The organism is Neptunomonas phycophila, assembly GCF_001922575.1.
In the GTDB taxonomy this organism is placed as follows: Bacteria; Pseudomonadota; Gammaproteobacteria; order Pseudomonadales; family Balneatricaceae; genus Neptunomonas; species Neptunomonas phycophila.
On record NZ_MRCI01000001.1, the window covers coordinates 387,823 to 402,187 of the forward strand.

12 protein-coding genes are annotated in these 14,365 nt (G+C 46.3%); 6 read left to right on the plus strand and 6 right to left on the minus strand.

What is annotated here, in order from left to right; genetic code table 11:
• The first annotated feature begins 9 nt into the window (after positions 1-9).
• From BS617_RS01775 to rpoS, 3 genes are read left to right on the plus strand one after another with little or no spacing between them, the layout of a single operon-like run.
• Entirely contained in the window at positions 10-948 is a 939-nt protein-coding gene (locus BS617_RS01775) for a polyprenyl-phosphate transporter (RefSeq protein WP_212667401.1), read from the plus strand.
• Entirely contained in the window at positions 948-1,814 is an 867-nt protein-coding gene (locus BS617_RS01780; protein WP_083609895.1) for a peptidoglycan DD-metalloendopeptidase family protein, read from the plus strand. The genes BS617_RS01775 and BS617_RS01780 overlap by 1 nt, the downstream gene beginning before the upstream one ends.
• Before the next feature lie 40 nt (positions 1,815-1,854).
• Complete coding sequence (gene rpoS / locus BS617_RS01785) at positions 1,855-2,865, plus strand: RNA polymerase sigma factor RpoS (protein WP_075171206.1); 1,011 nt, start codon at positions 1,855-1,857, stop codon at positions 2,863-2,865.
• A gap of 35 nt (positions 2,866-2,900) precedes the next feature.
• Here the strand turns inward: rpoS and fdxA are convergent, their stop codons facing one another.
• From fdxA to BS617_RS01800, 3 genes are all read right to left on the minus strand, one after another.
• Positions 2,901-3,227 (minus strand): ferredoxin FdxA, encoded by a 327-nt coding sequence (fdxA, locus tag BS617_RS01790; protein ID WP_075171207.1) that lies wholly within the window; start codon positions 3,225-3,227, stop codon positions 2,901-2,903.
• A gap of 47 nt (positions 3,228-3,274) precedes the next feature.
• Complete coding sequence (mutS, locus tag BS617_RS01795) at positions 3,275-5,842, minus strand: DNA mismatch repair protein MutS (protein WP_075171208.1); 2,568 nt, start codon at positions 5,840-5,842, stop codon at positions 3,275-3,277.
• Positions 5,843-5,943: 101 nt separating this feature from the next.
• Positions 5,944-6,864: a LysR family transcriptional regulator gene (locus BS617_RS01800; protein ID WP_075171209.1), complete on the minus strand. Its 921-nt coding sequence runs from the start codon at positions 6,862-6,864 to the stop codon at positions 5,944-5,946.
• Positions 6,865-6,981: 117 nt separating this feature from the next.
• Between BS617_RS01800 and speB the strand changes: the two genes are divergently transcribed.
• Together speB and BS617_RS01810 are read left to right on the plus strand one after the other, a co-directional pair.
• Positions 6,982-7,917: an agmatinase gene (speB, locus tag BS617_RS01805; RefSeq protein WP_075171210.1), complete on the plus strand. Its 936-nt coding sequence runs from the start codon at positions 6,982-6,984 to the stop codon at positions 7,915-7,917.
• A gap of 117 nt (positions 7,918-8,034) precedes the next feature.
• On the plus strand, positions 8,035-9,522 hold the full coding sequence (locus BS617_RS01810; RefSeq protein WP_075171211.1) for an aldehyde dehydrogenase: 1,488 nt from the start codon (positions 8,035-8,037) through the stop codon (positions 9,520-9,522).
• Between the two features lie 73 nt (positions 9,523-9,595).
• Here BS617_RS01810 and BS617_RS01815 read toward each other — a convergent pair whose 3' ends face one another.
• The 3 genes from BS617_RS01815 to BS617_RS01825 all read right to left on the minus strand — a co-directional run bounded on the left by BS617_RS01815 (position 9,596) and on the right by BS617_RS01825 (position 12,728).
• The gene (locus tag BS617_RS01815) at positions 9,596-10,417 is read right to left on the minus strand and encodes a helix-turn-helix domain-containing protein (protein ID WP_139303127.1); all 822 of its coding nucleotides are present in this window, start codon (positions 10,415-10,417) and stop codon (positions 9,596-9,598) included.
• 44 nt (positions 10,418-10,461) lie between these two features.
• Positions 10,462-11,856 carry an aspartate aminotransferase family protein gene (locus BS617_RS01820; protein WP_139303128.1) on the minus strand — a complete coding sequence of 465 codons (1,395 nt, stop codon included), beginning with the start codon at positions 11,854-11,856 and terminating at the stop codon, positions 10,462-10,464.
• A 158-nt stretch (positions 11,857-12,014) separates the two neighbouring features.
• On the minus strand, positions 12,015-12,728 hold the full coding sequence (locus BS617_RS01825; RefSeq protein WP_075171214.1) for a GntR family transcriptional regulator: 714 nt from the start codon (positions 12,726-12,728) through the stop codon (positions 12,015-12,017).
• 223 nt (positions 12,729-12,951) lie between these two features.
• Here BS617_RS01825 and BS617_RS01830 point away from each other — a divergent pair, with 223 nt between their 5' ends.
• Entirely contained in the window at positions 12,952-14,301 is a 1,350-nt protein-coding gene (locus BS617_RS01830; protein WP_075171215.1) for a glutamine synthetase family protein, read from the plus strand.
• Positions 14,302-14,365 lie beyond the last annotated feature (64 nt).

Genomic DNA, 14,365 nt, shown 5'->3' on the forward strand with positions numbered 1-14,365 from the left:
GATAAGTGGGTGAAGCAGCAGCGGAATTTAATGGGTTATGTGTTTGTGATGCTCAAAGGTCTCATGATGGGCGCGGCGGATGCTGTCCCTGGCGTTTCAGGTGGGACGATCGCATTCATAACGGGAATCTATGAAGAACTGATCTTTAGTATTAGGCAGTGCAATCCTAAAACACTGTGCTTGTTGTTTACCAAAGGGCCTGCCTCTTTTTGGCAAGCCATTAATGGTAACTTTTTGATCAGTTTATTAGGCGGTATAGCGGTTAGTATTTTAACGCTGGCTCATGCCGTTTTATTTATGTTGGAAAATTATCCTGAAATATTGTGGGCTTTCTTTTTTGGGCTAATTTTGGCTTCTACATGGTCCATCGCCCGCCATATCTCATCTTGGAATACTCAAAATAGCGTGTTGTTTATTATGGGAGCTTTGTTGGCTTACATAGTGACTTCGTTAACACCTACCGAGATAGAAGCAACGCCTTTAGCCATCTTTTTGTCCGGAGCCATCGCCATATGTGCGATGATTTTGCCGGGTATTTCGGGGTCTTTTATTTTATTGTTGCTGGGTATGTACAGCTTTATTCTTCAGTCAATAAAAGGCTTTGAGATCAATACAATACTATTATTTGCGGCGGGTGCAGTAGCAGGGTTGTTATCATTTTCGCACGTGTTGCATTGGTTATTCTCACGTTATCGCCTAGCGACCTTGTCTGTGATGTCTGGTTTTTTGTTAGGTTCTTTAAATAAGGTATGGCCTTGGAAATATACCACAGCGTATACATTAAACCGCCACGGTGATCAGGTTCCGTTGGTTCAGGAGAACGTATCGCCTTTCAATTATGAGGTGTTAACAGGCCAGCATGCCTATTTATGGATGTCCGTTATTATGTTGGTGGTAGGCGTTGCGTTAGTATTATTGATAGATAGAGATGTAACTAGCACTGATTAATGACTATACAAGCGGGTAAAGACTACATAAGTGGATTCTTTAGGCACAGAAAATGGTGCCTGTGTGTAGGTTTTTGCCTTATTCTGACCGCTTGCTCGTCTGGTTATGCTCCGGTTACTGATTTATCGATTAATCAGCGGCGCAACGTCGAAATTATTCGTGATGGCCAATCGGCTTCTGCTACGCCACCAGGTTACTATCGCGTGCAGCGCGGGGATACCTTGTACTCAATAGCGTTTCGTTATGGGATCGATTACCGTCAATTAGCGAAAAAAAATAACATTAATAGCCGATATACTATTTACCCAGGACAAGTGTTAGCTGTGGCGGCTAGTCCTGTAAGCCAAAGCAAAAACACTTCAACAACAATAGCTAAGGCCCCTAAGGCTAATAGTCAGCCTAGTTCTAGTAATCAGCAGAATGCATCCAAAGCACCATCGACACCGAAAAAAACACCGGCGGTCAGTTCTCCCTCTAAACCCAAAGTGGCCACCAATACCCGTGTTAATTGGCGCTGGCCTGCAACAGGAAAAGTCATAGCCGGGTTTAGTGGTGAGGCCAACAAAGGGATTAATTTAGCAGGTAAGAAAGGCGACCCAGTGTATGCCGCTGCGGCTGGAAATGTCGTCTATGCAGGTAGTGGCCTGCATGGTTACGGTAACCTCGTCATCATCAATCACAACCAAGAATATTTAAGCGCTTATGCGCACAACAGTAAAATTCTCGTAAAAGAGAACGAAAATGTTAAGGTTGGGGCAAAAATTGCCGAAATAGGTAATAGCGGGTCAGTTAGTACGATGCTTCACTTTGAAATTCGCAAGGATGGAAAGCCGGTCAACCCGCTACGGTATTTGCCTAAACGGTAAATAATAATAAAGTTATCTAAGTATAAAGGTGACAACAGTGATGACGAGTAGTGATAGAAGCGATTCACCGCATAAGGATATATTGGTTGATAGCATGGAAGATGATTTAGATACTACTGATAGCGAAAGCATGGACGATGACAGCCATGACGATGAGCCGGAGTTACTGAATAGTGGCCGTGGCCGTGGCAGTTTAGCGCATAAAGATTTGCTAAGTGCCAAGTCGCTCGACGCCACCCAGCTTTATCTCAATGAGATAGGCTTCTCGCCTTTATTATCAGCAGAAGAGGAAGTTTACTTTTCGCGTTTGGCGCTTAAAGGCGACGAGCCTTCCCGCAAGCGTATGATAGAAAGTAACTTACGCTTGGTGGTTAAAATATCTCGCCGTTATATTAATCGCGGTTTAACCCTGTTGGATCTTATCGAAGAGGGTAATTTGGGATTGATTCGTGCGGTTGAGAAATTTGATCCTGAGCGTGGCTTCCGATTCTCTACTTACGCGACATGGTGGATTCGTCAGACCATTGAGCGTGCCATCATGAACCAAACACGAACCATTCGTTTACCTATACATGTGGTTAAAGAGCTCAATGTATATTTGCGAGCGGCACGAGAGCTATCCCAAAAACTGGATCATGAGCCAACAGCAGAAGAAATAGCCGAAGCGGTTTGCAAGCCGGTTGAAGCTGTACAGAAAATGCTAGGCTTTAATGAACGGGTTTCCTCTATTGATATTCCAATGGGTGATTCGGATAAGCCGGTTATCGAAACCATTGCTGATCGTGAAACGTCGGATCCCGAAGTGCTATTGCAGAACAACAATATCAGCGGCAACCTAGAAAAATGGTTGGATATGTTGCCTGAAAAGCATTCAGAGGTTATATCCCGTCGGTTTGGCTTACGTGGCTATGAGATGAGTACGCTTGAAGAAGTGGGTACTGAGATAGGTTTGACGCGTGAGCGTGTTCGTCAAATTCAAGTAGAAGCGTTACGTAAACTGCGTGAAATTGTTGAAAAGAACGGTTTATCTGGGGAAGACCTGCTGAGATAAATCAGCAGGCTTGCCTAGCCGGTCAAGCGGGTGCCTTAGCCTTTGATGAGATACTTTAGCTTGTTGGGTTTTCCGTCCCATTCCTGAGCATCGGGTAATGGCTCTTTGCGTTCACTAATATTGCTCCAAACCTCTGATAGTTCGGCATTGATATCGATAAAGATTTGCTGGCTTTCAGGTACATCATCGTCTAAAAAAATTGCGCCAGCTGGGCATTCTGGCTCGCATAATCCACAATCGATACATTCATCTGGATGGATGACCAGAAAGTTTTCCCCTTCATAGAAGCAGTCAACCGGGCATACTTCTACACAATCCGTATACTTACAGCGTATGCAGTTATCTGTTACTACAAAAGCCATGTGCTGCTCTCCTTAACTGGGTTTAAAAAACACGCTCTGATGAGTCATCACAGCAAGCTCTTGAGTGAATATAGCAACTCTAGCGCTTCACGTGGGGATAAATTATCTGGATTCGTGTCTTTTAATGCATCCAATGCTGGGCTGCTAGGCGCACTGAACATATCGTTTTGGACTGGCGGTGGAGGTGTGGCGCCGGTTTGTGTTTTTACGCTGTCGGCTTCAAGCTGGATTAGCTTTTGCCTCGCCTGTGTAATGACGTGGTGAGGTACGCCTGCTAGTTGAGCAACTTGCAACCCATAGCTTTGGCTGGCCGGGCCTTCTTGAACTTCGTGCATAAAGACAATGGTGTCGTTGTGCTCTAAAGCATTAAGGTGAACATTGAACACGCCTTCTTGCTGTTCAGGGAGAGCGGTTAACTCAAAATAATGCGTCGCAAACAGGGTGAGCGCTTTAATTTCGCTTGCTAAATAATCGGCGGCTGACCATGCGAGTGATAGACCATCAAAGGTACTGGTGCCGCGACCTACTTCATCCATTAATACGAGGCTGCTCTCAGAAGCGTTATGTAAAATGTTGGCGGTTTCGGTCATCTCGACCATAAATGTAGAACGACCGCCAGCTAGGTCATCGGATGAACCCATACGGGTAAATATTCGATCCATAATGCCAATATCAACCGACTCGGCTGGTACGTAGCTTCCTATGTGCGCGAGTAGGGCTATTAAGGCTGCTTGGCGCATATAAGTCGATTTACCGCCCATGTTAGGGCCGGTAATAACCAGCATGCGTCGCTCTGGAGATAAGCTTAAATCGTTAGCCACGAACGGCGTTTCCAATACAGACTCAACGACGGGGTGACGACCTTGGCGAATGGATAGTTGAGGCGATTGGTGTAAGTGAGGAGCCGTGAGGTTTAGTGTGTCTGCGCGTTCTGCTAAATTGCATAAGGTATCTAACTCTGCCAGCGCCTGTGCACAATCTTGAAGTGCTGGCAGTTGTTCGGCAAGCAGGCTGATGAGCGACTCATACAGGGCTTTTTCACGCGCTAATGCGCGGCTTTTAGCACTGAGAGCCTTATCCTCAAATGATTTCAGTTCTGGTGTAATAAATCGTTCGGCATTTTTCAGTGTTTGGCGTCGAATGTATTCGGCGGGTACTTCGGTAGCTTGTGCTTTACTGATTTCAATAAAGTAGCCATGGACACGGTTGTAACCTACTTTTAGCGTAGCTATTCCGGTGCGTGCCTTTTCTTGTTGCTCTAGTTTGATCAGATAATCACCAGCGTTTTCACTGATATTACGCAGTTCGTCTAGTTCTTCGTCGTAGCCATCAGCGATGACGCCACCATCGCGAATCACTACTGGAGGGTTATCAATGATGGCTTTTTTTAACAGACTGGCTTGTTCAGGGAATTCACTGACCAAATGAGCAAGGCGGTTTATGTGTTGCGGTCTGGACTCATCCAGCAAGGCGTTCTGTAAACTAGGCAGGCTTGCTAAGGCGTCGCGCAGCCGCTCTAAGTCACGCGGGCGAGCAGAGCCTAAGCCGACTCGCGACAAGATGCGTTCGATATCACCGATCCCTTTAAGGTGCTCTGCAGCGGCTTCGTATCGATAATGAGTGCGGAACCACTGTATTGCTGTCTGCCGATGTAACAATGTGTCTATATCGCGAAGCGGCTGGTTGAGCCAGCGACGTAGTAAGCGGCTACCCATAGCCGTGGCGGTTTTATCCATCACGCTAATCAGGGTGTTTTCTCGCCCGCCGGCTAGATTTTGATCAATCTCTAAGTTACGGCGCGTAGCGGCATCTAAAATAACGGTTTCTGACCGTTGCTCGATTAATAAACGCCGAATGTGAGGTAGCGCTGATCGCTGGGTGTCTTTTGCATATTGTAACAAGCAGCCTGCAGCGCCTATCGCTAAGGTCATGTGCGCAATACCAAAACCTTCGAGGTCTTGGGTGTTAAACTGCTGGCACAGCAAGCGTTCAGCTGATTCAGTCTCAAAGTTCCACGGAGCCTGGCCACGTAGGCCGGGACGGCCACGTAAAATAGACTCTAAAATTGTATCATCGTTGAAGAGTATCTCGGCAGGCTTTAACCGTTCGAGTTCGGCCATGAGCGATTCTTGATCGTCCAGTTCCATTAAGCTAAAACGACCTGTACTGATATCGACTAAAGAGACACCGTACTTATCTTGATGTGTGTTGATCGCTAATAAAATGTTATCGCGAGATTCATCTAAAAAAGCTTCGTCACTTAATGTGCCTGGAGTAACAATGCGAGCCACTTTGCGCTCGACAGGTCCCTTGCTTGTGGCTGGGTCTCCAAATTGTTCGCAGATAACGACAGACTCACCAGCCCGAACGATCTTTGCGATATAGCCCTCGGCGGCATGAAACGGAAGCCCTGCCATTGGAATAGCGTTGCCGCCGGATTTGCCGCGCGCAGTTAGTGATATGTTGAGCAGCTCCGATGCGCGTTTGGCATCGTCGTAGAACAACTCATAAAAATCTCCCATACGATAAAAGACCAATTGGTGCGGGTATTCCGCTTTGATCTTGAGGTACTGCTGCATCATTGGGGTGTGTTGAGTTGTGCTGTCTTGAGCCATGAATTCGTTTCTTTAGTCGGTTAACGCGAGCGCAACAGTCTATCAAAAGCCCTGTCTGGGAAATAGAGGCTTCTATTAACTGAAGTGGCAGCTCCACATGATTATAGGCCGCTTTCGTATGAGATAAATTGATCCTGTAGCCAGTTAATAGCTGGGTTTTTACGGTGGAGAGTGTGTCGGATGATGCTCATATTAAGCACAGGGAAGTCAGCTGGGGGTGTAACAATCGTTAACGGCATATGTTGACTAAACAGTTTGGCCATGCGCTTGGGTAGTGTCATTAATGAATGGGTTTGGGTTACCATTTTAGCTGCTGCAAAGTAGTTTACCGTGCTTATTAACGAATCTCGTTTGAGTGAATTGTTGGCTAACCAGAGGTCGATGGGGTCGCCGGTGTAGTTTTTCTCACCGGCAGTATCTACCACGTTGATGTGAGTTGCTTGGATGTATTCTTTGGTTGTGATGTGTGTGTTGAGGCGCGTTTGATTAGCAATAATGGCATAGTGCTCGGTAAGCCACGGCGTAGCAATTAAACCTTCTGGCAGTGTTGACTCGGTATGTAAGCCGATAACGAGATCGGTGTTGAGGGCGGCTAAGGCATCTTGTGAATAATTCATACCAATCATTTCTATTGAGAAGCGTATCCGAGGGGCTTGCTCAATAAGGATAGGTAATAGTTCAGGCAGAATAACGGTTTCTACAAAGTCCGTTACTGCTAACGTAAATGTACGTTCTGTCTTGGCTGGATCAAATGGGGCTGGCGGTGATAGTTGGTGTTCAATGAGTCGTAAAGCGGTTTGTATTTCGGGTAGCATTTCTAAAGCTTTGGGGCTGGGCTTTAGCCCTTGACCATAACGTATCAATAATGGGTCATCTAATTGTTCGCGCAGTCGGTTAAGGGCATGGCTCATAGCCGATTGGCTTAAGAATACTTTGTCAGCTGCACGGCTAACATGGCATTCGGTGATCAGTGCTTCCAAAATTACTAACAAGTTAAGGTCAAACTGACGTAAGAGGCTCATTGGTGTAAATCCAGTATGTATAGTATTAATAGTTTTATTAAAAATATGCGTTTCAATAATTATTAGCTAGTGCTTATTCTAAACAGAACGAATTAATTACAATGGATGAGAATCATAATGTCCGTAGCAAATGCAGATTTACCCCTCTATGGCGAGTTAGGCATGACCTTTATGCAGTGGCCGCAAGTGACGAATTTAGAGCGAAGTGACGCTGAGGTTGTCGTGACGGGTGTGCCTTTTGATTTAGCGACCAGCGGGCGTCCGGGGGCGCGTTTAGGTCCGGCAGCTATCAGGCAGGCATCAGCTAATTTGATATGGGAGGGTGCCCGTTGGCCTTGGTCGTTTGCCTTAGATGATTATTTAGCGGTAGAGGACTCAGGTAATTTATTGTTTAAACATGGAGAGCCGCAAACACTTGTGGATAATTTAGAAGCGCACATTGGCTCCATAGTCTCGTCAGGTAAAAAAGCGCTAACGTTTGGCGGTGACCATTTTATTACACTACCTGTTTTACGCGCTTATGCTAAAAAATATGGTCCAGTCGCCTTGGTGCATGTGGATGCGCATACGGACACGTATTCGGGGGGGAGCCGTTATGATCACGGTACCATTTTTCATCATGCCGTGCAGGAAGGGCTAGTTGATCACGAGCACTCAATTCAGTTAGGTATTCGGACAAGTTACACAGTAGAAGGTCATCCGTTTGAGGTATTAGATGCCGCGTGGATTAATGACCATGGCCCGACGGCAACTCTTGAGAGAATTCGTGCACGCGTCGGTGATAAGCCAATTTATGTCAGCTTTGATATTGATGGCTTAGACCCTGCGTTTGCGCCTGGTACGGGCACACCGGTGGTGGCGGGCTTAACGGTGGATTGCGCTTTAAAATTGATTAGAGGATTGCAAGGGTTGGATTTGATTGGGATGGATGTTGTAGAAGTCGCGCCCGCTTATGATAATGCAGAAATCACCGCATTAGCAGGTGCTACTTTAGCGCTAGAGTTTTTGTACGTGCTGGCTGCTACTACCCATTCATTAGGCGTGCATAAATAGTCTTCTATCTCTTAGGGGATATTCCTCGCGCCAGCATAGCAGCGTAGACTGCGAGTACTGTTTTATTTGTATTGATGGCTTGCGAGGCAAGGCAATCAATATTATGAAGGTATTCTTATGAAAAGCTACGCTGAATGGAAACAACTGAGCCACGATATCTCTTTCAGAGATAAAGCTTATATCAATGGTCGCTTTCAGCCTTCGCAACGTGGGCAAACATTCCCATCTATCAACCCAACGAACGAAGCGCTATTGGCGAATGTTGCAAGTTGTGACGATGCTGATGTGGATATAGCCGTTGCTAACGCCAAAGCGGTATTTGAATCCGGCGTGTGGTCACAAATGGCGCCTGCCAAACGAAAAGAAATCATGCTGCGTTGGGCTGACTTAATTGAAGCGCATCATGATGAGTTTGCCATCCTTGATACGCTAGATATGGGTAAATCCATCAGTGAAATGGTCGCCGTTGATGTCCCCGATACGATTGACTGCTTTCGTTGGACCGCAGAATCTATTGATAAAGTCTATGGTGATATTGCACCAACGAATAAAGATGTTTTAGCACTGATAACGCACGAGCCGGTTGGTGTAGTTGCTGCGATAACGCCCTGGAATTATCCGCTAATGATGGTTTCTTGGAAGTTGGCGCCGGCAATAGCGATGGGGAATAGCGTTATTTTAAAGCCGTCTGAAAAAGCGCCATTAAGCGCTTTACGTTTGGCTGAGTTGGCCTCGGAAGCAGGATTACCTGATGGGGTGCTTAATGTGTTGCCAGGTTTTGGGCACACGGCAGGCAAAGCGCTAGCCTTGCATATGAATGTTGATGTATTGGCATTTACTGGCTCTACACGTGTGGCGGGTATGTTGATGGAGTATGCAGGCCAGTCCAACTTGAAAAAAGTCTGGCTGGAAGCGGGTGGTAAGTCACCGAATATCATTTTTGATGACTGCGACGATATCGTTAAAGCGGCCAGAACGTCGGCGGCGGCAATCTTCTCGAATCAAGGTGAGGTGTGTATAGCTTGTTCGCGTATTTATGTGCAAAAAGGGATTAAAGAAGCGTTTTTGTCGGCATTGAAAGAAGCCGCACAAGCTTACCGCACTGGCGATCCGCTCGATCCTGAAACGCGGATGGGGCCAATGGTCGATGCCGCACAATTAAATACAGTGGCTCATTATATTCAGTCGGCCTTGGATCAAGGCGCAACGCTGGCGACGGGCGGCTTACCTGATTACACAGAAGGTAAGGGCTTTTATGCGAAACCGACTATTATCACTGATGCCGATAACAGCATGACCTTTGTTCAGGAAGAAATCTTTGGCCCTGTATTAGCTGTATGCGAATTCGAAACGGAAGGCGAAGCAATAGCGCTGGCGAACGACTCGCGCTATGGGCTAGGGGCCGCGATCTGGACAGCTAATTTATCACGAGCGCATCGAGTTAGTCGTCAGTTAAAAAGCGGTATGGTTTGGGTTAACACGTGGGGAGAAGGTGATTCTACTGTGCCTTTTGGTGGGGTAAAAGCATCCGGCAATGGGCGCGATAAATCAATCCATTCATTGGAGAAATATACCTCGATGAAGAATGTCTGGATTCGTCTCTAGCGCTAGTGCTGGCACATCCATGTGCTTAGTAAACGGAGGTGATTGGCCTCCGTTTGGTTAAGGGGGAAAGTAGTTACTCAATTGAATCATCTAAGGATTTTAGATGGGTAAGGAACTGTTGGAAAATTTCCGATTGTGTTGATGTGTTTAAACGCGTGTGAATATTTTTGCGGTGAACTTTTACGGTTCCGGGGCTGATATCCAATAGTGCGGAAATAGCTTTGGATGAGTGCCCTTGTAGGATAAGTGCCGTAATTTGCTGCTCGCGTCGTGTAAGTACGCCACTTCCAAAGCTCGTTAATGCTTGCTGTATAGCGCCTTCCGGTTTGGCATTATCGATATATAAAGACTGTTGAGTTAACCAAAATTGCTGCACAAGTGAGGCCAAAACAGGTAGCCATTGCTTTAACGCATTATGCTCTTGACGGTTAATTGATCCCAGTTGTGACTTTCGGCCTAGCGCAATCGCGCAGGTGACCTCATTATCAATTGGGATGATTAGGTTGATCTCATCCACCAGATCAAAATACTTGTAACACTTCTCATAATATTCGGTGCTATGGAAGCTATCCGGTGCAATATCACATATACGGTGCACATCGGCAGCCGGAGATTCTTTTACCAAATGGTATATTGGGTCGAAAATGTACGCTTGGTCGATATAAAAGCGCAGAGTTGGGCTATGTTCAGCAGGGCTTTTAGGGTGCAGAACCAACGGTTTAAAGTGCGTTTTATAAGTTAGCATCAAAAAAGAGTCGAATTGGCAAATACGGCCAATGAACTCTTCTAGCATTTTAGGAAAGCTGGCACTGTGAATATGGTCAATTAATCCTGCGAGTGCTTTAAGGCCATAGGCTTCAGTGTTGTGCACAGAGGTTGTTGGGTTGAGAGTCATGACCATATCCTTTCAAATTTACCTTGTTAGTTATGTGAAGGCACTTACGCTAAGCATCGTTGGGCGCTAGCTAATGTGAGATCAAAACACAGACGTGCTTTTTCGCATAACTCGTCTATTTGATCGTGCGTGATAACTAATGGTGGCGATAGCACCATGCGACTGCCAACTGCTCGCATAATTAAGCCGTTTTCAAAACAGTGGTCGCGACACACCAAGCCAATATCAATATTATCTGGGTATAGAGTACGCGTCGATTTATCTTGCACTAAGGCAATACCGGCAAGTAGTCCAACGCCCTCTATGTGCCCGACTAATGGATGATCTTTAAGTGCTTCGCGAATTCGTTGTTGAAAATAAGGGGCCGTATCAGAGTGAACATGATTGACGATGTTCTCTTGTTGCATAAGCCTGATATTGGCTAAGGCAACAGCCGCCGCTACCGGGTGCCCTGAATAGGTAAAGCCATGATTAAAGTCATCATCATGAGCTAATAATGTGGATGTAATTCGATCATTGATAGCTACGGCTGAGATTGGCATATAGCCCGATGATAGTCCTTTAGCCATGGTCATGATATCGGGTGTAAAGCCAAAGTTTTCACAGCCGAACCAGTCACCTGTTCGTCCAAAGCCGCAGATGACTTCATCGCTAGCCAGTAAGATATCGTATTTTTTACAAATACGCTGAATTTCTGGCCAGTAGGTATTAGGCGGTACGATAACTCCGCCGGCACCTTGTACTGGTTCGCCAATAAACGCCGCTACATTTTCGGCCCCTACCTCAAGTATTTTATCTTCTAGAGCACGGGCACATGCTAGCCCAAAGGCTTCTGGGGATTGCTCTTGATTGTCGGCTTCTCCGTAATAGTAAGGTTGGCGAATACGTTCAATATTTGGCACCCATGGACCGCCCTGCTTATGCATGCCTGACATTCCACCCAGGCTACTACCGGCAATGGTGCTGCCGTGGTAAGCATTTTCGCGAGCAATGATAATATTTTTGCTAGGCTTGCCCTCTAATGACCAGTAATGGCGAACAAGACGGATCAAGGTGTCTACCGCTTCTGATCCTGAATTGGCAAAAAATACATGATTTAGGTCCGCCGGTGTTATTTCAGCAATTGCTTGGGCGAGTTTTATGACTGGCTCATGGCTGGTTTGAAAAAAAGTGTTGTAGAAGGGCAATACTTCGAGCTGCTGGTGGGCAGCATTAATGAGCTCCTTTCGTCCATAACCCATATTGACGCACCATAACCCGGCCATACCATCCAAAATCTTGTGACCTTCACTGTCCCAGAGATAAACACCTTGCGCGCGAGTGATGACGCGAGCGCCTTTGGCATTGAGGGCGTGGGTGTTTGTAAAAGGATGTAAGTGGTGGCTGGCATCTATTGCCTTTAATGAATCGTCAGTGTGAAGTGAGGCCACGGTAGTCATAGAGTGCATCCTGAAACGAGCATTAAATGGAATGATTCACTTATTTTTGTGATCACAAAAGATAATCAATAATGTGATCACAAAAATAATAAGTCAACAGCCATGTCGTTATTAGACACGTCGTATTCTGGTGTGTCGGATGATAAAAGGCTTTTAGCTCAACATGGATCGTTGGCTTCGTCGATAAAATGCTGCATACGCTCGGGGGTGGCTGCAAATGCTATGCCTTCGCGAATATCAGCGGCAATAGCAACCTGTAATGCAAACGCATCGTGGTTGGCAATTGCATTCATGGCTTCCACATGCCGATCAACTTGGTAGTGATCATCAAGCTTGCTATTGGCTAGACGCATAAAAGGCCCTAATTGCAGCCATAAACTTTCTATTAACGGGAGGGTAATTTGGTGTGGGTTAGCGGTATAAATTAAGCGGTGAAAGGCTTGGTTTAGCTGGTTTATTTGGATGAGGTCGCCGTTCGCTTGAGCCTTGTCTATCCGTTGGTCTAACTGCTTGAGTGCCTGCAAACGTTCCGTGTCTATGTAAGGCAGCGCACGGGCTGCTGCATGAGATTCGATAGCGATGCGAGCTTCGTAAAGCTCGGTAAACTTTGCAGGAGTCATGTGCGGTACCATGATGCGTCGGTTTTCTCGGATATCGAGTGCATTTTCAGCAGCTAATTGTCTTAGCGCTTCTCTTATCGGCATAGGGCTGACATTAAGCAACGATGCTAGTTCGCGGATAGTCAGCGCTCGGCCCGGTAGTATATGCCCATCCATAACTGCCGATCGTAAGGTGGCATATACCCATTGGGTAATAGTTACACTGGGTGGGCGCTCGGTTATTGTTATCTCAATTGGTGATTTTTTATCCATACGTCAATCGTTTATATCCGTTAGTAAGAGGGTGTGGCTTGACGGACTTCTGGATATGTAAATTATGTGCTCTTTGTAGTAAAGCAGCAGGGTATCTAGTTGACCGTGTGTAATACTTATGATCATATCAGCAGTATATTTGTGATCACAAGTATTGCCGGAATCACCTCTATACTAATTTTTTAATCGACCCTAATTTGGCTGGCAAGCAAGAGAGAAAGTAATGTCTTTAAGTGCTGAGAACGAAAGAGAGTTTGATCTGTTTATCACGGATCTAAATGGTAATCTCAGAGGTAAACGTATCCCTGTTAATAGCTTGGATAAGGTAATGGATGAGGGTGTGAAGTTACCGCGTTCAGTGTTGGGGTTCGATTTTTGGGGGGATGACGTACTCGATAATGGCCTCGTTTTTGAAACCGGCGATAGCGATGGTGTGTGTATGCCTGTCCATGATGAGGTGGTAGAGGTGCCATGGGCAGAAGTACCTCGTGGTCAGGTTATGGCGATGATGTTTAATCCTGACGGTACCCCTTTTAGTGCCGATCCACGCCAAGTATTGAGCGGTGTTGTGGCTCGTTTTAAAGCGTTGGGATTGACCCCGGTGGTAGCGACTGAATTAGAATTTTATTTGATGGACGGTCAGTCAGAAGAAACGCAACGCCCACGGCCACCAGTGTTGGTGGAAGGGCATGGTCGTCGTCTCAAAGCAACTGATTGTTATTCGATTGATGAAATGGATTGCTTATCCGCATTTTTCACCGAAGTGCGTGAAGCTTGTGATATTCAGGGTGTACCCGCTGATACGATTATTTCTGAGCTAGGCCCCGGGCAGTTCGAAATTAACCTTAACCATGTTGCCAATCCGATGCTAGCGGGTGATCAAGCCGTTATGTTTAAGCGACTGATTAAAGGTATTGCGCGCAAACAGGGGTATTCCGCTACGTTTATGGCCAAGCCATATGCCAAGAAAAGCGGTAACGGCATGCATGTTCACTTTAGCTTGCTGGACGAAAACGGGAATAACGTATTTGATAATGGGGGCGATGAAGGCACTGATGTGATGCGTCATGCCGTTGGGGGGTTAATGCAAACGATGAGCAACAGTATGTTGACGTTTGCACCTCATATGAATTCGTACCGCCGCTTTATGTCCGGGGCTCATGCGCCAACCTTTGCCAGCTGGGGATATGAAAACCGCACGGTTGCCTTGCGTATTCCTGAAAGCCCTCCTGTCGCTAGACGCATCGAGCATCGGGTGTCTGGAGCTGATGCTAACCCATATTTAGTGTTAGCCAGTATTCTAGCTGGGGCCTTATACGGTATAGAGAACAAAATAGAGCCGCCAGCTCCTATTACGGGTGATGCATACACTGATGACAGCGCAGACCGTACCCAAACGCTTCCTAATAAATGGGATGATGCAACGGATCGATTTTCTCAAAGCGATGTTTTAAAAGAATACTTAGGTGAGACATTTGTGCGTGTTTATACCGCTGCCAAGCGTCAAGAGCAGCGTAAACTGCATGAGCAGATCTCGGATATCGAATACGAAGCCTATCTGGGCTTATTGTAACGGTTGTTACGTTAGGTAAAGCGTTAATGCTATTACCTCGGGGGTATAGGAACCCCCGCCTTGG